The sequence below is a fragment of the Mesorhizobium sp. M1348 genome (genome assembly GCF_040317925.1).
Taxonomy (GTDB): Bacteria; Pseudomonadota; Alphaproteobacteria; order Rhizobiales; family Rhizobiaceae; genus Mesorhizobium.
The window spans coordinates 1-20,892 of record NZ_JAMYLH010000025.1 but is presented as its reverse complement, the minus strand read 5'-3'; the positions used below and the strand labels follow the sequence as shown (position 1 = coordinate 20,892).

At 61.4% G+C, this 20,892-nt stretch carries 16 protein-coding genes and 1 pseudogene; 3 read left to right on the top strand and 14 right to left on the bottom strand.

All coding sequences use genetic code 11. The features are described from left to right. Nucleotides 1-20: 20 nt before the first annotated feature. The 6 genes from NKH13_RS27835 to NKH13_RS27810 form a co-directional block, all read right to left on the bottom strand. Nucleotides 21-2,441: a polysaccharide biosynthesis tyrosine autokinase gene (locus NKH13_RS27835; RefSeq protein WP_352915832.1), complete on the bottom strand. Its 2,421-nt coding sequence runs from the start codon at nucleotides 2,439-2,441 to the stop codon at nucleotides 21-23. Between the two features lie 149 nt (nucleotides 2,442-2,590). Beyond that, nucleotides 2,591-3,487, bottom strand: a complete 897-nt coding sequence (locus NKH13_RS27830; RefSeq protein WP_352719264.1) for a UTP--glucose-1-phosphate uridylyltransferase — start codon at nucleotides 3,485-3,487, stop codon at nucleotides 2,591-2,593. Between the two features lie 79 nt (nucleotides 3,488-3,566). Beyond that, on the bottom strand, nucleotides 3,567-4,517 hold the full coding sequence (locus NKH13_RS27825; RefSeq protein WP_352719263.1) for a glycosyltransferase family 2 protein: 951 nt from the start codon (nucleotides 4,515-4,517) through the stop codon (nucleotides 3,567-3,569). Next, nucleotides 4,507-5,457, bottom strand: coding sequence for a glycosyltransferase family 2 protein (locus NKH13_RS27820; protein WP_352719262.1), 951 nt, complete (start codon nucleotides 5,455-5,457; stop codon nucleotides 4,507-4,509). Before NKH13_RS27820 ends, NKH13_RS27825 begins: the two co-directional genes overlap by 11 nt. Then, on the bottom strand, nucleotides 5,457-6,452 hold the full coding sequence (locus tag NKH13_RS27815; protein ID WP_352719261.1) for a glycosyltransferase family 2 protein: 996 nt from the start codon (nucleotides 6,450-6,452) through the stop codon (nucleotides 5,457-5,459). Before NKH13_RS27815 ends, NKH13_RS27820 begins: the two co-directional genes overlap by 1 nt. A gap of 11 nt (nucleotides 6,453-6,463) precedes the next feature. Beyond that, complete coding sequence (locus NKH13_RS27810; RefSeq protein WP_352915828.1) at nucleotides 6,464-7,636, bottom strand: glycosyltransferase family protein; 1,173 nt, start codon at nucleotides 7,634-7,636, stop codon at nucleotides 6,464-6,466. A 290-nt stretch (nucleotides 7,637-7,926) separates the two neighbouring features. On the opposite strand from NKH13_RS27810, the pseudogene NKH13_RS27805 reads away from it, so the two are divergent. Next, a pseudogene (locus tag NKH13_RS27805) lies at nucleotides 7,927-8,979 on the top strand (polysaccharide pyruvyl transferase family protein); the annotation flags it as partial. Between the two features lie 222 nt (nucleotides 8,980-9,201). Here NKH13_RS27805 and NKH13_RS27800 read toward each other — a convergent pair. The 8 genes from NKH13_RS27800 to NKH13_RS35715 form a co-directional block, all read right to left on the bottom strand. Continuing rightward, on the bottom strand, nucleotides 9,202-10,665 hold the full coding sequence (locus NKH13_RS27800; protein WP_352719259.1) for a lipopolysaccharide biosynthesis protein: 1,464 nt from the start codon (nucleotides 10,663-10,665) through the stop codon (nucleotides 9,202-9,204). Beyond that, the gene (locus NKH13_RS27795) at nucleotides 10,662-11,831 is read right to left on the bottom strand and encodes a glycosyltransferase (RefSeq protein ID WP_352719258.1); all 1,170 of its coding nucleotides are present in this window, start codon (nucleotides 11,829-11,831) and stop codon (nucleotides 10,662-10,664) included. Before NKH13_RS27795 ends, NKH13_RS27800 begins: the two co-directional genes overlap by 4 nt. Nucleotides 11,832-12,015: 184 nt before the next feature. Next, on the bottom strand, nucleotides 12,016-13,095 hold the full coding sequence (locus tag NKH13_RS27790; protein ID WP_352719257.1) for a glycosyltransferase: 1,080 nt from the start codon (nucleotides 13,093-13,095) through the stop codon (nucleotides 12,016-12,018). A gap of 31 nt (nucleotides 13,096-13,126) precedes the next feature. After that, nucleotides 13,127-14,458, bottom strand: a complete 1,332-nt coding sequence (locus tag NKH13_RS27785) for a UDP-glucose dehydrogenase family protein (protein ID WP_352719256.1) — start codon at nucleotides 14,456-14,458, stop codon at nucleotides 13,127-13,129. 85 nt (nucleotides 14,459-14,543) lie between these two features. Beyond that, nucleotides 14,544-15,410 (bottom strand): endo-1,3-1,4-beta-glycanase ExoK, encoded by an 867-nt coding sequence (gene exoK / locus NKH13_RS27780; protein WP_352719255.1) that lies wholly within the window; start codon nucleotides 15,408-15,410, stop codon nucleotides 14,544-14,546. Between the two features lie 132 nt (nucleotides 15,411-15,542). Continuing rightward, entirely contained in the window at nucleotides 15,543-15,944 is a 402-nt protein-coding gene (locus tag NKH13_RS27775) for a hypothetical protein (RefSeq protein ID WP_352464384.1), read from the bottom strand. A 269-nt stretch (nucleotides 15,945-16,213) separates the two neighbouring features. Then, nucleotides 16,214-17,236, bottom strand: coding sequence for a glycosyltransferase family 2 protein (locus NKH13_RS27770; protein WP_352719254.1), 1,023 nt, complete (start codon nucleotides 17,234-17,236; stop codon nucleotides 16,214-16,216). Between the two features lie 452 nt (nucleotides 17,237-17,688). Then, nucleotides 17,689-17,934 carry an exopolysaccharide production repressor protein gene (locus tag NKH13_RS35715; protein ID WP_502908415.1) on the bottom strand — a complete coding sequence of 82 codons (246 nt, stop codon included), beginning with the start codon at nucleotides 17,932-17,934 and terminating at the stop codon, nucleotides 17,689-17,691. A gap of 632 nt (nucleotides 17,935-18,566) precedes the next feature. Between NKH13_RS35715 and NKH13_RS27760 the strand changes: the two genes are divergently transcribed. Together NKH13_RS27760 and NKH13_RS27755 are read left to right on the top strand one after the other, a co-directional pair. Continuing rightward, nucleotides 18,567-19,244 carry a sugar transferase gene (locus tag NKH13_RS27760; protein ID WP_292659405.1) on the top strand — a complete coding sequence of 226 codons (678 nt, stop codon included), beginning with the start codon at nucleotides 18,567-18,569 and terminating at the stop codon, nucleotides 19,242-19,244. A gap of 207 nt (nucleotides 19,245-19,451) precedes the next feature. Further along, nucleotides 19,452-20,663, top strand: coding sequence for a polysaccharide biosynthesis/export family protein (locus tag NKH13_RS27755; RefSeq protein ID WP_292659420.1), 1,212 nt, complete (start codon nucleotides 19,452-19,454; stop codon nucleotides 20,661-20,663). Nucleotides 20,664-20,892 lie beyond the last annotated feature (229 nt).

Genomic DNA, 20,892 nt, shown 5'->3' with positions numbered 1-20,892 from the left:
TCGAAACGCGCGGACTGCACTCAGGCAGCCGCCTTGGTGCGCGCTTCCGATTTTTCCAGATAGTAGCTCGAATATTTGTCGAAGAATTTTTCCGAGCCGCCGATCGCGCCATACTTGGCCAGCTTCTTCAGTTCGACCTTGTTCAGCACCGCGCCAATGATCTTCTTGGCGATGTAGGGCTCCGAGCTGAGCACGGATTGCACCATCGCACGCGGCGTGCGTCCCCACTCGGTGACCAGCACGAAGCCGTCGACAAGCGGAGCGAAGGCCTTGGCGTCGACGACAGGCCCGAGCGGCGGCAGATCGACGATAATGTATTCGAAGGTTTCCTTGGCGTTATCGATGAAACGCCGCATGCCGGCTGAAGACAGAAGCTCGCTGGTATGCGAAAACTGGCCACGCAGGACGGCCGGGATGATCGCCAGCTTAGTCTGCCGGTCGATCTTGCCGACCGACTGCCACGTCTGCCCGCTCACCACCGCTTCCATCAGGCCCTGTTCGGCCTCCATACCGAGGCTGCGGCTGAGGCCGGGATTGCGCAGGTCGCCGTCGATCAGCAGCGTTCTCGATCCATTGACGGCAAGCAGCCCGGCAAGATTGGCCGCCACCGTCGACTTGCCTTCGCCGGGAAGCACCGAGACCACGCCGATGACCCGGCTGCCCTGGCCCTCCATCACGACGTCGAAGGCGATCTTTGCGTTGCGCAGCGTCTCGGAGAACATCGATGCCGGTGCATCGACGGTTACCCGCATCCGCGCACGTTTTTCGGCTGCCGACAATGTTTTGGAGGGCTGGGATTTGGAGGACTTGGCGGTCTTGGATTCAACGACTTTGACGTCAGGCTGACCGCCATTGCGCTGGTCATCCTTGCCAGCCTTGCCGATGACCGGGAGATAGCCGAGGAATTTGAGGCCGACACGGTCGCGCACATCCTCGCCGGTCCTGAAGAAGCGTTCCCTGAATTCATTCAGACCACCAACCCCTGCCCCCATCATTACGCCAAGCGCCAGCGAAAGCCCCAGCACGATGGCCGTTCGCGGGGTTGCGGCCGACTGCGGCATCGTCGCGTCCGAGATGACCCGGATCTTGCCGACCGGGAAGGATTGCTGCTGGGCGGCCTCCTCATAGCGGTTCAGGAACGTCTGGTAGAGCGTCGACAGCGCCGTCGCCTTCTGGTCCAGCTCACGCAGCTTGACCTGCGACTGGTTGTCGATGGAGCTCTTGCCAGCCGCCAAGGCGACATTTGCGCGGAGCGCGGTTTCGCGCGCCAGAGCGACCTCGTATTCGTTTCGGTAGCTTTCGGTCAGTTGCTTCAGCTCGCCGAAAATCTGCGCCGATATGTCGGCCTTCTCCTTGGCGAGCGCGACGGCCTGCGGATGTTGCGGGCCGAAATTCGCTTCGACGTCCTGCTGCCGCTTGGCGACGGTGAGATAGCGGTTCTTCAGCGTCGTGATGACGGAGCTGCTCGGCTGGTCGTTCGATATCGCGGCGTCCTTGAACGCATTATCCGAGCCGCTTTCGACGATCGACTTGTACTGCTGATAGCGGGCGCCGGCACGTGCGGTATCGGCCTGCGCGACGATCAGCTGGGTGTTGAGATCGGACAATTGCTTGTCGCTGATCAACTGGCCGTCATTGACCGCCAATCCATGTTCGGCCCTGAACTTTTCGACCGCCAGTGCGGCCGCCTGGGAGCTCTCACGAAGCTCGGTCAGCCGGCCTTGCAGCCAGACCGCCGCCCGCTCGGTCGCGTCGAAGCTGGCATCGAGCTGATCGGCGAGATAGGCGTCGGCATAGGCTTTGGTGATGGCGGTCGCGAGCGCCGGATCCGTCGCCTGAAAGGAGATGCTGATGACAAAGCTTCGGCCGATCCGCTCGGCGTCGAGTTGGTTCTGCAGTTTGAAGATTGCATAGTCGCGGGGCGACGAGGATGCGGTGATCGCGTCACGCGTCGCAGCATCAAGCTGAGTGACATCGGTTGTGCCAGCGGCGCGCTTGGGGCGGACCGACTGGATGATACCGCGTACAAAGCCTGACACTTTCGACATGGCCGATGTCGGAGGGTTCATAAAAGCGTCGTTCTGATCGAGCTTCAGCTTGTCGACGACCACCCCCGCCAGCCTGGCCGACTGCAGAATTTCGATCTGGCTCAGAACGGCGGAGTCGGTCTGCATGCTGACCGACGCCGCCGAAATGTCGTCGACGACCTTGTTCAAGCCTTCGTCGATCAGCACGCTGCTCGTCGCCACATAAGTAGGAGGCGTCGTCTGCAAGTAGAGCACGCCGAGAAAGAGACCGATGACGGCGCAGGCGGCAACCACTTTCGCCTGCCGCGCGGCCATGCCAAGCAGGCGCTCGATGTCGATGAAGTCTTCGGCGTTTGCCGCATTTGAAGCCGGCAATGGCGTCCTCTTGTCGACAGGAAAATTGGCATAGTTCATCTTCGGTCCAATTCTAGTTTGCAGGCGCTACCGCCTCGAAGGTCGGGACATAGGGTGCAAACCTTGCGCCGGACAGTGCGCGTTACGCGCGGCGCAACGGCCTGTCCTGCGTCATCAGCCGCACCCACAATGCCTCAAAAAAATGGACATTATGCGGCTTCTTCCCGACGCTGATGCGACCGGACGAATTCCTGCAGCATCTCGAAGATCGGACCCTTCATGTCCTCCCGCGCCAGCGCGAAAGCGACATTGGCCTGGATGAAGCCCTCCTTCGAACCGCAGTCGAACATGCGGCCGTTGAAAGGCTGGGCGAAGAAGGCCTGCGTCTGTGCGAGGCGCACCATTGCGTCGGTCAGCTGGATCTCGTTGCCGGCGCCGCGCTGCTGGCTGGCCAGCAGCGAGAATATCTCGGGCTGCAGGATGTAGCGGCCGTTGATGTAGAAGTTCGACGGTGCGTTGGCAGGAGCCGGCTTTTCGACCATGGCCGTCACCTCGAAGCCCGTGCCGACATCCGCGCCGCGCCCGACAATGCCGTATTTGCTGGTCTCGGTCGGATCGCAACGCTCGACGGCGATAACGTTTGCGCCAGTTTGCGCATAAAGATCGGCGACCTCGGCGAGACAACCGCGCCCGCCGAAGGACACCATGTCCGGCAAAAGCAATGCGAAGGGCTCGTCACCGATGACTTCGCGCGCGCACCAGACGGCATGGCCGAGGCCTTGCGGCGACTGCTGGCGGATGAAGCTCGTCGCGCCGGCGACGGGAAGCAGGGTTTCAAGCGATTCGAGTTGCGCCTTCTTGCCGCTCTGCTCCAGGGTTCCGATCAGTTCAGGATGCAGGTCGAAATAGTCCTCGATCACCGCCTTGTTGCGGCCGGTGACGAAGACGATGTGCTCGATGCCGGCCTCGAACGCCTCGTCAACCGCATATTGCACGACAGGCCTGTCGACCACCGGCAGCATTTCCTTCGGCATGGACTTGGTCGCCGGCAGGAACCGCGTTCCAAGCCCCGCCACCGGTATGACTGCCTTCCTGACTTTTTTCATTGCATGTTCCTTCTGAGGAGATCGATTTCAACCTGTCGCAGGCGGCGAAAACTGTCTTCATTCATTCGCCTGCAGCCCTTCACCTCCCCGCCACCACGGCAAACTGTGCCGCTACCCTTCGCAGCCGGACGGCGATCGGCATGCTCATATGCCGAACCGCCGCCGGATCGCTGAGCGCCGTCCATATCGCCTTGAGCGGGGACCGCGCCTTGATGTGCTGGACCAGCGACAGGAATGATGCCGCCCGCCGCAGGCTGCGAGCGCGCCTGACGAAGGCCGCCGCGGCCGCAGCATCCATGGAATGGGTCCCGGCGAAGGTGGCATCGGCCCTGCGCATCGCCTCGACGTGATGAAGTTCGAGCACCCGGGAGATGGAACCGGTGCGGATGTGATAGACATAGCCTGTCGTCGGCTCGACCACGCATTTGCCGCCCTTGGCCAGAGCACTGGCCAGGAGGATATAGTCTTCGCCAATGATCAGGCTTTCATCGTAGCGAAGCCCGTTCTCGTTCAGGAACCGGCGCTGGAAGATCGGCTTGAGATAGCCGAGATTGAACCTCGATTCGAAGAGGACATTGCCGCCGATGTAATCCGCCAGCGAGATTTCACTGAGCCCTTCCAGATAGTCGGCCGGGAACATCGTCTCTTCGGCAACGCCATCCTCGCGAACGACCTGCAGATTATCGACTGCGATCTCGGCGCCCGCTTTCTCCGCGCGTTCGATCATGGTGCAGATTCGCCCGGGATAGACCGCGTCGTCGGAATCGAGGACCGCGACCCATCTGCCGCGGGCAAGCTCAAGGCCGGCGTTCCTGGCGCCGCCGGGGCCACGGTTTTGCTCAAGCGCGACAACGCGCACGATGTCTTCGGGGTAGGATCTCGCCAGGTCGAGCGTCCGGTCGCGCGACTTGTCGTCGACGACGATGACCTCGACGCGGACATTGCGCTGGGCGACGGCGCTGGCAATCGCCCGATCGATGGTCGCCTCGGCATTGTAGGCGGCAATCACGAAGCTCACGTCAGGCTGCACGCTTGCCCCCTTGCTGCGGCGAAGACAGGCCGTATTGGCGGATTTCACGAACCCCGACGAGGCCGCTGACGACGCCGGCATGCATAATGCCGCGAAGCACGCTGCGGTTCCGGCGTACGGGGTCGATGGCGACCGGAATTGCCGACAGGAAACTGTAGGCGGCCTTTGCCGTGGCAATGCCGACCTGCTTGAGCCGGGCAAGGCCGTGTGCGTTGCGCCCCAGAAGATGACCGTGCGTCTGCCCGACGCGGAACCGGCGCCGGCCGAGCCAGTCGAATGCCGCCCTGGCAGATGGCACCGCTTCGTCGACCCAAGCCTCCGGCGAAAAGGCGATGCGGCCGCCGGCCTTGACCATCTGGTCGAAGAATTCCGTATCTTCGCCGCCGGTCTGGCCACGTGCCAGGCTGAAGCGCCGGCCGCGCAGGCTCTCAGTGCCCATCCTGAGCACGACGTTGCAGGTGTAGCCGGTGCGGATCTCGCCGCGCACCCAGACCGGCGAGGTCGAGTGGAAATCGCCTTTGCGCATCCAGGCGGGCGCATCCGGCTGGTAACGGGCTTGCACCGGCCCAAGCACCGCCGCAGCACCAGTTGCTTCCGCCGTCGCCACCAGTTCGGCAAGCCAGCCAGCGGTGGCCGTCTCGTCGTCGTCGATAAAGGCGACGAAATCCGACGCACTGGCATCGAGGCAAGCGTTGCGCGCGATCGAGATGTTGCGGGCCGGGGCGTGCCGGTAGGTCACCGGCAGCTTCAGCTCCCCTGCCAGCTTGGCGACCAGCGGTTCGGCCGTCGGCGTATCGTCGTTGTCGGCAATGACGATACCGACATTGTATCCCGCAGGAATATCCATGGCTGCTACGGAGCGAAGCGTGTCGGCAAGCTCCGGCCGGCGAAATGTGCAGACGCAGATATCGATGCTTAGATTTTTCCTGACCGGGTCCATCACGCTACCCCGCGCTGCGGTCGCGGTGCGAGCAGTTGCAGCCAGAAACCGACCGACCAACCGAAATGCATGACCATTGCCGAGACCCCAGCAAGTGCAATGTCGGGTTTGCGCTGACTGAGGGCGGTCCAAAAGCCGTAGCCGAGGCAGACCGACGCCCATAGCAAAAGCGGCACGGCCGCCAGCCAGTGGACGAAGGAAAAGGCGGCGAGAAGAACCACGGGGAACACCAGAAGCGGCACCATCTGCCGGATCTTCGGGATCATGCGGTGCTTGAGAACGTTCTTCGCCCGGCCACGGCCATAGCCGAGATACTGAAAATAGAGGCCCTTCAGCGAGGAGCGCGGGTAGTAGACCATTTGCGTCTTGCCGGTCATCCAGATGCGGTAGCCGGCCTGGCGGAGCCGATAGTCGAGCTCGGCATCCTCATTGTGACTGAACGTTTCGTCATAGCCGCCGACCGCGGTGAAGGCCGAGATCCGCATCAGTGCGTGGTGGCCATGATCGACCCATTCCCCCGCCGAAAGGTGCCGGTGCTTGGAGCCGCCGGTGCCGAGCCTGGAGTTCTGCGCCGCTGCCGCTGCTTTCTGCACCATGCCGCTGCCACTGGTCAGCATCGAGACGACGACCGAATCTGCGCCGGTAGCCTGCGCTTCTTCGACCAGCCGGTCGCAATAATCCGCGGGATAGCCGCCGTGCGCGTCGATGCGAATGAGATAGTCGACGCCGTCCCCGAATCTGGCGACGGCGAGATTGATCGCCGCGCTCTGCAAGCGCTTTTCATTGTGGAGCAGGATCACCCGCCGATCTTTTGCGGCGATATCTGCGACGATCGTTCTGGTGCTGTCCGTACTGCCGCCATCGGCAACGATGATCACGGCGCCCAGCCTCTCGGCCGCAGGGCGGAGCTCTCGAAGCAACGCGCCGATATGGGCCGCTTCGTTCAGGCACGGAACCACGATCATGCAGGATGGGAGCGTTTCGGTTTGCCTCATCGGTAGTCTTCCTATGCCAATGCTTCGGCAGCATATGGACCGGGAGCCGCGACCAGGCCGCGGAGTTTTTCGACCAGCGCCCGGCAATCGGCGCGGTCGTGGCTCCAGGTGCGCGGATTGCGGGCGAGAACACGCGCCCTCAATGTCTCGAACCGATGCTGCTCCATCGTGCCGACGGCAGCTTCAAGCGCCTCGGGCGTGGCTTCTGGCAAAAGAACGCCGATGCCTTGTCGGTCGAGGAACCGGCCGGTTTCGGTGTTGCCCATTGAAATCGGCACGGCTCCGAAGCGGCAGCCTTCATAGAGCCGGTTGGGCAGCAGCCATTCGGAATTCAGGCCCTGCTCAAAAAAGTCGATGGCCCAGGAAAAGTGAACCTCGCGGTAGATCGCCGCCATATCCTCGGGATTGCGGTAGGGCCCGCCAAACGACAGCCAGGGTTCCGATTCAACGAAACCATGGAAATCGGGAAATTCGGACAGCGCCGGCCGGCCCCTGAGGACGATTTCAAAGCGGCCGTCGAGGCGGCGCGAAAAGTCGGCCAGAAGTTCCAGGGATCGGCGGCAGCGGAGCGCACCGAACCAGCCGATCCGCCATGGCGGCGCAACGGGATTCTCCGCCGTAATGCGGTCATCCAGCGAAGCCGCGGCCGGCTCGAAATACTTGTTTTCGAGCAGCTCGACCGGCGCGGCAATCTGTCCGAACGGCTTGAAATAGTTGGCGATGAAGGCCGGAGAGCTGGTCACCAGAAGCTTCACATCCCTGGCCAGGAAGCGTTCTGCGCCGCGCATCGCCCAGCCCAGCGGATCGTCGCGAAGCAGCAGGCGATGGATGTCCAGGCACTCGTAGACGATCGGCACTGTTGCCTGGAAGGCCGACCTGGCGCGGCGGGCAAGCGCCAGCATTTCCAGATTGCGCGCGATAATGAGGTCGGGCCGTGGCATTGAGCCCAGCTTCGAGCCGGTCGAGACCACCGCCTTCATGATCGCCGCCAGACGCTGGGCGAATCGGCCATCACGAGTCGGGCCGAGATCGATCGGCTGCAAGCCCTCGACATCAGCAACTGCGCTTGCCGTACGACGAAAGCCCGCCAGCGTAACCTGGGCGCCGCCTGCCTTGAGCATTATGATCCGCCGGCGCACTGCCGGGTCGGAGACGTCGTGTACCAAGTACAAGACATGCAGCATGAAAACTCGACCGCTGTTGGCCCGCCCGCGACGATGCTAGTACAGCTCTTGCTGCATCGCAACATTTTTGGTTGCAGCGTAGCAAAGTTCCACATTTTTTGTTGCACTGCAAAATCGATGGGTTAATCTCGCTCTGCTTGGGCCGCATGGACCGCGCGTTGGCCTGCCATCGGGCTGCGCGCCAATAATCACGACGCGAGGACCATCCTGGCGTGCAGCATTTTCGGCCAACCCGCCCCTCGGCATCCGTCGACCGAACCGCGGGACTACTCACGAAATGAGGTCATTCCATGAAGATCGCGGTTGAAAACACCGTCTGCCTGAATACCGGGGATGCAGCGATTCTCCTGGCGATCCGCCATGTTTTCAAGACGATCGTCCGGGACGACATCCAGTTCTACGTCTTCGACAGCCAGCCGGAGGTAGCGGCGAGGCTCTACACGAAGAAGGACTATCCTGATCTCGAATTCCACAAGCTGCTGTCGGAATCGCTGTTCCGCTACAAATACGGCAGCGGCCTGAAGAACCTGTTCAAGCCGATCTACAATCGGCTCGTCCTCAATGCCCTGCGGCGGTTCGGCATCCGCGGCGTTCTCGGGCGTTTGTTCAGCTCAAGCAATCGCCGTGGTCTCGAGATCTACAGAGATGCCGACCTCGTGGTCACGACAGGCGGAACCTATCTCGTCGAGACCTACAATCTGGAGCGGCGCCTCAATCAATTCAGGATCGACGCGATTCTGGGCAAGGACCCGGTCTTCTTCACGCAATCGCTCGGCCCGTTCAACAAAAGTTACAATCGCCAGGAGTTGAGCCCGATCTTCGATCGGAGCCCGCTTATCCTGCTGCGCGACGAACGTTCGAGAGGCCACATTGCGGACATGGTGAAAGACCCCGGCAAATGCCACGTCGTGGCCGATGCCGTCTTTGCCCTGGCCGACACCGACAGAATCGGAAAAATTCTGGCCTCTGGCCAGTCGGCGACCGTCACCGGCCGCGTCGCCATTTCCGTCCGTCACTGGAACTATGTCAGCGACGGCGAGGGCGGCATGCGCCGCTACATCGACTCGATCCGCGAGATCGCGACCATCCTGGTCAGGGACCACGCCAAGGAGGTCACCTTCGTCTCCACCTGCCAGGGCGTGCCGGAATACGCCCATGACGATTCCAAGACGGCGCGGGCGATCGTTGCCGAGCTCGATCCTGAGATCGCCAAGCATGTAAGCGTGGACGCTTCGTTCCACACGCCGGAGCAACTGATGGCCCTGGTGAAAGGCTTCGACTTCGTCGTCGCAACGCGCATGCACATGATGATCATGTCGCTCTGCGTCGGCACGCCGGTGCTGCCGATCGCCTATGAATTCAAGACCAAGGAACTTGCCAAGCGGATCGGCGTCGCCGACCTGCTGCTCGACATCGACACGGTGACGCCCGAGGAAGCGAGCGAGAAGCTCGGCAGACTTACCGCCAATCTCGACCTCTATCGCAGGACGAGCCTTGAGGCAGTGCTTGAGGAGCATGCGTCGGCGATGTCGGCAGGTGAGCTTTTGAGGCCGGTGATTGCCGGCCTAGCGGGCGTTGCGCATGGCGCTGGAAAGCGTGGTGAACAGGGCGCTGCGCGACTGGCGAAGGGCAAGCATGAGTACCAGTCCGATCGAATAATTGAGGGCAACCGCCAGGACCACCGCGAGCAGGTCTGACTGGCCGGTCAGCGATGCCGGCAACTCCCGGTACACGGACCAGGCAAGCAGCGACGACGCGATGAAAAGCCCCTGCATGATCAGGAAGTCGGCTGCGGTCACCGGGCCGACCCTGTGGACAAGAACGGCGAGTACCGGGACGCGTAGCACATAGCCGCTGATCGCGTAGGCCGCCGCGACACCGACGGCGCCCCAGTGCAATCCGATGATGAAGGCGGCGACCGTCGTCAGCGACGAGTAGATGCCCCAGTGGAACATGGTCTTGGTCTTGCCCTGGCAGATGAAGATCCAGCCTGTGGTGCTCGAGACGGACTGGATCAGGCTGGCGATGCCCAGCCAGGCGAAAATCGGCGCCACCGCCGTCCAGCGCCCGCCGAAGAGAAGCCCGACGACCTGGTCCGACGTCAGCGTCAGCGCCGCGATCCCGGGCATAGTGATGGCCGCTAGCATCCAGTTGGTTCGCACATAGATGTCGCGAAACCGCGCCTTGTCCTCATGGATGCGGCTCAGCAGCGGCACCATCACGCGTGTCAGCGGCTGGTTGATGTTCTGCAGCGGAAAAAGCAGGAGCTTATAGGCGCGGTCATAGTAGCCGAGTTCGATCGCGCCCGAATATTTTCCGATCAGGATGTTGTCGAGATTGCGCGAGAAGAAGTTGGCCAGATTGAAGCCGGTCAGATTGGCGCCGAAGGACAATATGTCGGTATCGACCTTCAGGTCCGGCCGCGACGGCGTCCAGCGCGCCACCTGCCACGCCGCCGCCAGCGCGACAACAGCCGAAACCGCCGGGCCGATGACCAGCGACCAGTAGCCCAGTCCCGCATAGGCGGCGATTGCTGTGGTCGCAAGTCCGGCAGCGGCGGTAATCACATCGTTCATTGCGAGCTGGCCAAAGCGCAAATGGCGGTTCATCAGCGCCAGCGGCACCGCGGCGAGACTGCCAAGAAGCAGCGGCAAGGCAGAGCCGATGGTGATCCCGACCATGCGTTGATCGCCATAGAAGGCAGCGATGGCGGGCGCCAGGCATGCAACCACCACGGCACTGCCCATCCCCACCAGCGCACTGATCCAGAATACCTGGTTGAGCTGCTCGGTGCTGATGTCCTTGCGCTGGACCACAGCCTGTTGCAGGCCAAGATTTTGAAGCAGCCCGACAAAGGCCACGATCGGCCCGACGGAAGCCACCAAGCCGAAATCCTCGGGCACGAGCAGACGGGCAAGTATGATGACCGAGAGAAACTGGATCGCCATCTTGAAGCCTTGCGCGCCGATCGTCACCACGCCGCCGCGCAGGGCGACGCGACCGAACTGGGGGGGCGGGTTGGCGTTCATGCCGGGCGCCTGGCTTCGGCCAGTTGAGCAACGATCTGCGCAAAACGTTCGTTGAGTACGTCCGCGTTGAAATCCTGCTCGATCTTGCGGCGCGCCGCACGTGCGATGCGCTCGCATCTGTCCGGGTTCTCGGCCACCCAGACAAGCTTGCGGGCCAACGCCGCAACGTCTCGCTCCGGTGCGAGGAAGCCTGTCTCCTGATCCTCGATCAACTCGGGAATGCCCGAGTGATAGGTGCTGACCACGATCAGCCCGGCGGCCATAGCCTCCATCAGCGCCACCGGAATACCCTCGAGATCGCCGTCCTGTGCGGCAACGCTGGGCAGGAGGAATACGTGGGCATTGCGCAGGCGCTGCTTGACCTCGGCGTGCGGGCGCGGCCCGAGGAAAGTCACCCGGTCGGCAATGCCGAGACTTGCGGCGAGCTTCTTCAACTCCTCCAGCAATTCGCCGCCGCCAATCACCGAATAGACCCAGTCGCGCCGCGGTAGGCTGGCGAGGGCGCGAAGGGCGAATTCGATGCCCTTCTTTTCGGTCAGCCGGCAGACCGAGATGAAGGACAGCGTGTCCCGGTCCCAGGAACGCCAATGGTAGCCGATCTCACCGGGCCGCACGCCCATATGGTGAACCATGACTTGCGCGGGGGGTGCGCCGACGCCGATCAGGGCGTCGCGGAAAAACGCGTTCACCGGCAGCTGGAGTACGCCCTTGTCGAAGACAACCTTGTAGCGCGTGAGCGTGTTATCATGCAGCGGTTCGCCGACATCGCGGCCGTGGAATATGGTCACCAAAGGAGCCGAAATCCGGCCTCGTTTCATGGCACGGGCGACGCGCATGCCGTTATTGCCGAAATGCGCGACAATCACGTCGGCGTTCTGCAATTTGCGTGCAAAGGCGATGTCGATTGCGGTCGAGAGCTTATCCCAGAACCTGCCCGACCATCTCCTGAGCGTCGGGCGAAAGCGCCCCAGTCTGCCCCACCAGCAGACGACCTTGCCAGGCAGCGCCTGCCAGCGGCGATCGTCGATGTTGCTGTCCTTGCCGAAGGACGTCTCGTTGCAGACGACGCCGACTTGCATGCCGCGCTCGAGGCACCCTTCTATCTGGTCGAGGACGAAGGTCTCCGACAAAGAGGGGAACTTATCAACTACGAAGCAAATCTTCATCGAATGGACGATCTTTCGAGGCCGGTCGGCGATCTGCTCGCGCGGATGAGGGCTGACGCCAGTCGCCGTAGTGCGAGGCGCTTCAAGCGTCCGGTGTTGTGCGCGATGTTGTCCCAAGCCATCCACTCGGGTCAGGCGCGAAGGCTGGCTTTTGGGCGACATGCATGGCTTTGGGCGAAATGCATCAGGCGGCACGCTCCAGTGCGCCTTGCCTGGCGTTGTCGAGAACGCCGAGAAAGGTCGCGAACTGAATGTCGGGATTCATCTGCGGCCGCTCCGAAAACAGCTGCGCCGCCGCCGACAGCCGGTCGTACTCGGCCTTGTCGCTCCATAGCCGCCTGACCGCGGCGACCCAGTCGTCGACCGGTGCGTCGTAGTCGAGCACCACGCCGCCGGCGCCAATCGCTTCCGGCAGGCCGCCGCGGCGGGACCCGACGACCGGAATACCGCTGCAATGGGCCTCGGATGCCACCCGCCCCCAAGCTTCTTCCCATTTGCTGGGCGCCAGCAGGATCTTGGTGCGGCCATAGACGGTCTTCATGTCGCTGGTGCGGCTTTCCAGCCTGACGTTGCGCAGCGGCGCGATGATCCGTTCGATCTGCGCCCGGTGGTCGTCGTCGAGCTTCCAGCTTTCGACGAACAGGAACGGAATTTCGGGGCATTGGCCGGCGATGCGCACGGCGAGTTCGAACCCTTTTTCATTGTAAGGATTGATCAGTGTGACGAATTCACCGGTCGTCGGCGTGCTGTAGAGCCCGGGATTGATGGTCGGCGGGATCACGGTCGAATCGATGCCGAACTTTTCCTTATAGGTGCGCGCGGTGAATTCGGAGTTGGCGATATAAAGTGCCGAATGCAATTCGCGCAGGTCGCCGGCCAATTCGTGGAATTCGACGTTCCGCAGATAGACCACCAGCGGCACGCCGAGCGCCTGCAGCGCCTTTCCGATCGGCACCGATTTGTGGCACTGCACGACGGCGACATCGGGATCGAGCCGTTCGACGGCGAAGCGCGCCGCCTCCCAGGGAAACCATGCCCGCACGACCGGATAGCCGGGATAGCTGTCGATGACCGCACGCTGACGAAGCAGCTTCATTTTGGCACGCGCCTTGAAGCCGAACATGCCGTCACCGAACAGCGCCGCCAGAACCGAGGCGTCATGACCGTGCTCGCGCAGCTGCTCGACCAGATGGTGCGTGCTCGACTGAACGCCACCGCTGAACTGCGGCGTGTAGCCGTTGCCGCCTGCAAACAGAACTTTCATGGACCTGGCTCCTTGCTGGACCGCCCTAGCGTCACGCCGCCATTCTGCCGATGCTGTGGTATTCGATGCCGTGGCGGGCGATGACCTTGGGGTCGTAGAGATTGCGTCCGTCGAAGATGACGGGCGTGGTCAGCGCGTTCTTCAGCGCATCGAAGGACGGCGCGCTGAAGCTTTTCCACTCAGTCACGATCAAAAGCGCGTCGGCGCCTCGCACCGCAGCCTCCTTGGTGCCGCACAGTTGCAGGTCGTCGCGCAGCCCGTAGATCGCCTGGCATTCCTGCATCGCCTCGGGATCGTAGGCCTGCACATTGGCACCGGCGGCCCAGAGCGCTTCCATCAGCGTGCGGGACGGGGCCTCGCGCATGTCGTCGGTATTGGGTTTGAAGGCCAAGCCCCACAGCGCAAAGGTCTTGCCTTTGAGATTGCCCTTGAAATAGCGGTCCACCTTCTCGAACAGGACCGACTTCTGCTGGTTGTTGCGCTCCTCGACGGCACGCAGCAGCTTGGCGTCGAACTTGACGGCCTCGGCGGTCTTGATCAGGGCACGCACATCCTTCGGGAAGCACGAGCCGCCATAGCCGAGGCCCGGATAGATGAAGTGGTAGCCGATCCGCGGGTCGCTGCCGATGCCCTTGCGGACCTCCTCGATGTCGGCACCCAGTTGCTCGGCCAAATTGGCCATTTCGTTCATGAAGCTGATCTTGGTCGCCAGCATGCAATTGGCCGCGTATTTGGTGAACTCGGCACTGCGCACGTCCATCACGATCATCTTTTCGTGGTTGCGGTTGAACGGCGCGTAGAGCTCGCGCATCACCGCCTCGGTGTCCTCGTTGCTGGTGCCGACGATGATGCGGTCGGGCTTCATGCAGTCGCTCACAGCGGACCCTTCCTTGAGGAATTCCGGATTGGAGGCGACGTCGAAAGCCAGATCCTCGCGCCCGCGCGCCTTCAGCGTCTCGGCGATCCTGGCCTTTATCCTTTCGCAGGTGCCGACCGGCACGGTCGACTTGCCGACGACGATCTTTGGCGCGTCCATCTCACGACCGATGGCCTCGGCGACGGCCAGCACATATTTGAGGTCTGCCGAACCATCCTCGCCCGGAGGCGTGCCGACGGCGATCATCTGAATCTGGCCATGCTTGATCGCCGCGGCGGCGTCGGTGGTGAACTTGATGCGGCCGGCGGCATGGTTCTCCTTGACCATGTTTTCGAGCCCGGGCTCGAAGATCGGGACATGACCCTGGTTGAGCCGCTCGACCTTTTTTGCATCGATGTCGACGCAGACCACCTGATGGCCGACTTCGGCAAGCACCGCCGCCTGTACAAGACCGACATAGCCGATTCCAAAGACAGTCAAATTCATTCGGTTTCATTCCTGTTCAAGGCTTCGGGCCTGTTCGAGCTTCGGTTTTCGGACCACCTTCGACCCGGCCGGTTCAGATGCGCTTCTAGTTTGTGTTGCATGCCAGCGATTCGGGGAATTGGCAGGGCTGGCCGAGTGCGGTGAATGCGACGCGATCCACCTGCATGGTGAGCTTGCGGCCGGGATCCGAGAACGGCCCCATCCAGCCCTTCATCGTATCGCTGCCCCACAGGCTGAAATAGATCCTTTGCGAATGGGTGGGCAGCTTCGCCGGATCGGTGATCTCGTGGACAAGCTTGCCGTTGACGTACCAGCGCAGCCGGTCCTTTTCCCAGACGAAGGCGTAGTCGTTGAAGGCCTTGTCGGTGCCGCCGGCGACGTCGACCAGTTTCTCGTTCTTGCCTTTGCCGGCTATGTAGGCGTTGACCTGAACCTTGGACGTGTCCTTGGTCAGCACCTCGAAGTCGATTTCATCATGCGGCTGCTTGTCGGCATCGCCGACGAAGCTGAAGAATGCCGCGTTGACGCCGGAGCCCGTGTCGGTCTTCATCCGCGCCTCGTAGGTGCCGTAGCCGAAGCGCTGCTTGGTCTGGATCTCGGCGCAGGCGAATTCGCGATCCTTCAGCTTGCGCTTCTCGAAACCGAGCGTCAGCATGCCGTCGGAAAGCCCGATCAGGCTTTTGGACCAGGTACAGTTCTGATGCTTGCCGTTCGTCCAGCCGTCGGAAACATACCAGCGCGCGCGACTGAGGCTGGTGAAATCATCGACAAAGGACGGCGCGGTTGGGAGATCCTGGGCACGGACGGGCACCAGGCCCGCAACCAGGCTGACGAGAACGAGCAGCAGAAACGCGCCGTCTGAACGGAGCCGTCGCAGCTTGCCCGGGATCGGGCGCGTGAACCGGGTGCCGCGGGTTGCCGGGGCGGACGTGCTTTTAGGATCTGCGTTCATATCAAACTCACCTTTGTGCTGTGCGCCCCCAAAGCGATCGTTCGAACCGTGACGAAACAACCTGATCTTGACCTTGTCGCTCCCAAGCTCCGTGTTGTGCCTAAAACCATTGCGCCGACCCGGGGTGTTCGCTCAGCCTGTGCCGGAATCGGCGGGCTTCACAAAATCGGTCCTTATGTCGGGACCGTTCTGCCGCTTCTCCTCGAAGATTTCATCCAGCGAATGACGGAGATCCTTCATCATCTGCATCTGGCGCGACAGCGCTGCGATCCGCCGCTCGCAATTCAGGATCGACCTGGTCAGTTCGCCGACTTCGGAAGACCTGCGAGAGGAGACCGCTCCGTTCTCCATGGCCTCGACCAGAAAGGCGGCATTGGTAGCCGTTGTCCTGTAGCGGTTCTCAAGTCCGCTCTTCTCCGCCTCGACTTCGGCCGCGATCTGGTCCAGCAGCTTTGCCAACCGATCGAGGCGCGAGGTGTCGGTCTGCGTGTCGCGCGCCGGATCTCTCGACCGGAAGCGAAAGATCGAGGCCATGTCGTCAGCGCCCCATCATCGTCGAGCTGGTGACCGGCCTTGGCGCCAATCCACATTCAAAAGACATTTCTTGCATCGTCCAGCTCCTCCGACAGGGGATGTCTCGGGCCAGTTCGGTTGGCCGTCCAAAATTGCTGCACCGCAACATAGATTGCCATTCCCTGCGCGCATAGGCAACCACCTAGATCGTAAACTCATGAATCTCGTTGAAATGGTGCGAGCCGGCCGAAGGGTAAGGGCGCGGCTACCGCGATCGCACGTTGACGGGCCTAGCTTTCGCTGGCCGTGCTGGTTCCGGCCATGAGGAAGCGCAGCGGCGGCACATGCTGACGCTTCGCGGCGAGGCCAGCGCGGCGAAACAGCGCATCCAGCTTGTCGGAGGCAACGCCGCGGACGACGGCTGTGAGGTTGGACGAGCCGGCCAAGGCGTAGGCCGCGGCCGACGCCAGCCCGCGCTCAGCCTTCACGTCTAAAAACTTCCGCAACCGGTATTTGTCGCGGATGTGCCGCTCGTGCCTTCTCAGCGCAGCCTTCGATGCCTCCGGCAAACTGTCGATCGCAAGCAGTGCTAGGTCGGCATCGGCCAGATGCTTCAGGTCCTGGGTCTTGTGCCGTCCGCTAAGCGAATCGGCGCGCACGATCGCGCCGTAGCCACAGGATTTGATGACCTTGAAGCGCGCGCCATGGGCAACCGCGCGCGCATAGAGTTCATAGTCTTCACCCAGGCGCAGCTTCTCGTCGTAGCGCAGCCCATGCCGATCAAGAAAGGCGCGGCTGATCACTGGCTTGAGGAAGCCCAGTTCCCCGCGTTGCACACGGCGCCTGGAGATGTTGGCGTCGATGAAACCCTCGAAATCGAGGAATTCCGGTTCGGGCGAGAACGGCGGAGCAACGATTTTCGAAACGTCGGTTGCCGCGTCATCCCTGACAAGCATGATGTTGTCTGCGGCGAAATCCCAATCGGTGCTGGCGAACAGTCTGTGAAACCTGCCTTCGAAAAAGAAATCATCAGCGTCCAGAATGCTGATAAACGGCGATCTGGAACCGGCTATCGCGGCGTTGCGGGCAAAAGAGGGGCCGCGATTGACGTCGAAGCGGATGACGGAAAGGCGGCCCGTGCCGTCGTCGGACGCGCGGGCGACTTTCGCGGTATCGTCGGTGGACGCGTCGTCGACGACGACAACTTCCGCAACCTCCGGCTCGCGTAATGCCGATGCAATGGCAGCCGGAATTGTCCGCGCCGCATTGCGGGCGGCGATGATCACGCAGACCTGGGATGATGTCATGGACATGCCTCTCGATTGCAGAAGTCGTTGCTGATTTCTTTGCCCTCCCCGCTCAATGCGTCATCGCCCGTCTGAAATGCATCGGCCCAAACGCCTATGCTGCAAATGCGAAGCAAGCATCGCCAAAATCATCGGCGCAGTCCAGTTTTTCATTTGCTGGTGTCATGGCGCGGGTGGGCGGGCGGCGAGTCTCAATCGGGATGGCTCCAGAAATGCGCCGCTTGGCAGAGCCGTTCCTACACGCTCCATCAGAGCGTTCGATTGGCGGAAACCAGTTGCTGGTCCTCGCCGACCGGATGGCGGCGACGCAGAGCGAGCGCGTCGAGGCCGGCAGTGTCAAGCAATTGAAAGAACAGGAATGCCGACAGCCGGTGTTGTTGAGGCGGGGAATCCGTCAGAGGACCGGCAAGCTTAGCCACAGGTCACATGGACATCGCAGACCGCGGCCAGGCCTGAAATCAGTGAAGGCCCCTTCTGGCGCTGAATTTCTCGCCTTCGGCCGCTTCGTTCGAACTCAGCTTTCGTTCAGCGTCGCGAATTTTGTCGGCCGGGGTCGGGGCATTTCTGGCGATCATGGCAAAGACCAGCAGAAAATAACCCAGTTGGATGACTATAGCGCAGCCGATGACGCGAAAAACCGTCGTACCGAGCGAGGCGCCGCCCAAATACGACCAGACGATCACGATCGCCAGCGCAAAACACATTCCGATAATGAACTTTGGCAGTGACATACCCGATAGCCCATCAACCGGCTCGGGAAAAAATGTCGACAAGCCCACCCCGAGCACCTCCCTTAAACTCTGCGAGCTTATTTAGGTTGCCCGCATCTGGCCGGTTGCTTCCGGCCTAGCCCAATCTGTCCATAGTCCGACAGCAACAATTTGCAACTCTATTGACCCGAGCAATAGGCGGCAAGGGCAGCTGCGGAATAATTTTAAACGAATCCTCGGGATCGACTCTGCCATGGTGCAATGCACACGTCGGCATCACCACTGATTGCCGGATATCGACTCGCTCCAGTAAGATTTATAATATTGGCCAGTATTTTAGCATAACATCAGTCGATATTTTGAAATTCTGAATGATGGCAAAGCTCCACAGCAGGGTATAAAGAGCGATTCGCCTAAAATCAGCCCCAAAATTGGACTAGCTTTTCCAAAATTGCCCATAATCTGTCTCTTTTGCGACATAAAGGCGAAATTTTGTGCAGGACGAGTTTATTATTTAGTCAGTTCATGACGCGACTATTACAGCCGTCTGGGAAATTGTGTGTTGCGCTGCAACATTTTTTTGGTATCGTGCGGTAAACCATCCGTTCAACGTATGGAGTTTACGCATGAGGGACGTAGCCAAGCCGGCCGATGCGGATTTTTCGCAGGCCGGCGTCGATTTTCCGCCACCGATCGGCGGCCTGCTCAAACGCAGCTTCGATATTGCCGGTTCGCTGATCGGCCTGATCGCTCTCAGCCCGCTGTTCGTGATGATAGCGCTGCTTGTCAGGTTTTCCGATGGCGGGCCGATTTTCTATGGCCACAGCCGGATCGGCCGCGGAGGACGGATTTTTCCGTGCCTCAAGTTCCGCACCATGGTTCCAGACGGCGAGCGGGTGCTTGCTGCCTATCTCGCCGCGAATCCGGAGGCCAACGCCGAATGGATAGCGACCCGCAAGTTGAAGAACGACCCGCGGATCACGCGCGTCGGAGCGGTGCTGAGGAAGCTCAGCCTCGATGAGCTGCCGCAGATCATCAACATCCTGCAGGGGGATATGAGCCTGGTGGGGCCCCGTCCCGTGGTGCGCGATGAGCTGGAGATCTATGGCAATTCGGCCGTCTATTACCTGAAATCGCGCCCCGGCCTGACCGGGCTCTGGCAGGTCAGCGGACGCAACGATGTTTCCTACGACAGCCGCGTCGCATTCGACAGGCACTATGTCGAGAACTGGTCGATGTTCGAAGACATTCGCATCATCATCAAGACCGTACCTGCGGTCTGGATGTCGCGAGGCTGCTACTGACGGCCGCTTGCTGGCCGTGCATCGAGGAGCGACTGTCCAGAATTCGGGCCTAGAACTCAGGCCCCTAACTCAGGCATCGGCAGCTCATCGGGCGGGGCAAACCAGATCGGAAACGCTCAGTTGAAAGCAGATATAATCGATATCTTTTGCACCGGCATTCTCTCCAGACGCATGCGGCGAGTACGGCTTTTGACGACTTGCCTCACAATGGCGACCGGCCTGACGCTGTCGCTAGCCCTGCCACAGTTTGCCTTCGCCGACGACTATCGGCTTGGAGCACAGGACAAGCTGACCATCCGCGTGGCGGAATGGCAGACCGTCGAAGGCACGTTCCGTGACTGGTCGGCCATCAATGGAGAATACACAGTCGGCCCCGCTGGAACCTTGTCGGTTCCCTTCGTCGGCGAGATGCCCGCATCCGGCAAGACGACTTCGGAGATCGCGGCATCGCTCGGCGAGGCACTGCAGCGCAAGCTCGCTCTGGCCGACAAGCCGGAGGCTTCCGTCGAAATGGCGCAGTACCGGCCATTCTACATCTCTGGCGAGGTGCAATCGCCCGGCCAGTACCCTTGTGTGCCTGGGTTGTCCGTGCTGAAAGCGATGAGCATTGCCGGCGGAGCCCGGCGGAACCCGGAGAGCGGGCAGCGCTTCGACCGCGACCTGATCAATGCCAAGGGCAATTTCGACGTACTACAAGACCAATTGGTCAGGCTGACCGTCAAGCGCGCCCGCGTCGAAGCGGAACTAGCGGACAAGCCGACATTCGCGGTGCCGAAAGAGGTGGCCGACGATCCGAAACTGCCCAGCATCGTTGCCGATGAGACGGCGATCCTGGCGGCCGACCAGAAGAAACTCAAGCTGCGCTTGCAGGCGCTCGACGATTTGAAGGCGCTGCTGCAGAGCGAGATCGATTCGCTGCAGAAAAAGATCGTCAACCAGCAGAAGCAGGTCGATCTTGCGAAGGAGCAACTCAACGGCATCGGCTCGCTGGCGCAAAAGGGCCTGGTCGTCAACACGCGGGTTTTGAACTCGCAGCAAACCATCGCCGACCTTGAAGGCCAGATCCTGGATTACGAAACGGCGATTCTCACGGCCAAGCAGTCGATCAGCAAGGCCACCCAGGACGCCATCGATCTGGAGAACACGCAGAACTCCAGCCTCGCGACCGACCGGCAACAGACGGAAGCCGATCTCAACGAGGTGACGCTGAAGCTGAATATGGAAAAGGCCTTGATGTCCGAAGCCTTGTCGGGCAGCCCCATGCCGCAATTCTATGGCAACAACGAACCAGCGGCCTTGTCATTTTCCCTGGTGCGGGTGGTCGACGGCAAGACCAGCGAAATCACCGCCGATGAAGACACGCCGGTGCTGCCAGGGGACGTGATCAAGGTCAAACCGGCGCCCCTGGCCATCCAGTAGCTTCTTTCCACCGGAGCGAAGCACCAACCCCGCAGGCAGCGGTCTGCGGGTTTTTGGGCTTGGTATCCTATGGATCAGAAAACAAGGCAGCCTTCGGGCAACGAACCGCCTGGATCCGCCCGCTCTGATGTTTAGTCCCGGCATTTGCTGGAGCGGATTGAGAGTGAAGCGCTCGGGCTGGGAAGCCCATGCCTTGCAGATGAACTCGTAGGGCGTGAAGCCCTTGAGG

Excerpts from the sequence above, each read along its gene's own strand:
- NKH13_RS27800 (WP_352719259.1), bottom strand. The coding sequence starts at position 10,665 with ATGAACGCCAACCCGCCCCCCCAGTTCGGTCGCGTCGCCCTGCGCGGC.
- NKH13_RS27760 (WP_292659405.1), top strand. The coding sequence starts at position 18,567 with ATGAGGGACGTAGCCAAGCCGGCCGATGCGGATTTTTCGCAGGCCGGC.
- NKH13_RS27755 (WP_292659420.1), top strand. The coding sequence starts at position 19,452 with ATGGCGACCGGCCTGACGCTGTCGCTAGCCCTGCCACAGTTTGCCTTC.
- NKH13_RS27770 (WP_352719254.1), bottom strand. The coding sequence starts at position 17,236 with ATGTCCATGACATCATCCCAGGTCTGCGTGATCATCGCCGCCCGCAAT.
- NKH13_RS27785 (WP_352719256.1), bottom strand. The coding sequence starts at position 14,458 with ATGAATTTGACTGTCTTTGGAATCGGCTATGTCGGTCTTGTACAGGCG.
- NKH13_RS27775 (WP_352464384.1), bottom strand. The coding sequence starts at position 15,944 with ATGGCCTCGATCTTTCGCTTCCGGTCGAGAGATCCGGCGCGCGACACG.
- NKH13_RS27820 (WP_352719262.1), bottom strand. The coding sequence starts at position 5,457 with ATGGACCCGGTCAGGAAAAATCTAAGCATCGATATCTGCGTCTGCACA.
- NKH13_RS27795 (WP_352719258.1), bottom strand. The coding sequence starts at position 11,831 with ATGAAGATTTGCTTCGTAGTTGATAAGTTCCCCTCTTTGTCGGAGACC.
- NKH13_RS27815 (WP_352719261.1), bottom strand. The coding sequence starts at position 6,452 with ATGAGGCAAACCGAAACGCTCCCATCCTGCATGATCGTGGTTCCGTGC.
- NKH13_RS35715 (WP_502908415.1), bottom strand. The coding sequence starts at position 17,934 with ATGTGTTTTGCGCTGGCGATCGTGATCGTCTGGTCGTATTTGGGCGGC.
- exoK (WP_352719255.1), bottom strand. The coding sequence starts at position 15,410 with ATGAACGCAGATCCTAAAAGCACGTCCGCCCCGGCAACCCGCGGCACC.
- NKH13_RS27790 (WP_352719257.1), bottom strand. The coding sequence starts at position 13,095 with ATGAAAGTTCTGTTTGCAGGCGGCAACGGCTACACGCCGCAGTTCAGC.
- NKH13_RS27835 (WP_352915832.1), bottom strand. The coding sequence starts at position 2,441 with ATGAACTATGCCAATTTTCCTGTCGACAAGAGGACGCCATTGCCGGCT.
- NKH13_RS27810 (WP_352915828.1), bottom strand. The coding sequence starts at position 7,636 with ATGCTGCATGTCTTGTACTTGGTACACGACGTCTCCGACCCGGCAGTG.
- NKH13_RS27830 (WP_352719264.1), bottom strand. The coding sequence starts at position 3,487 with ATGAAAAAAGTCAGGAAGGCAGTCATACCGGTGGCGGGGCTTGGAACG.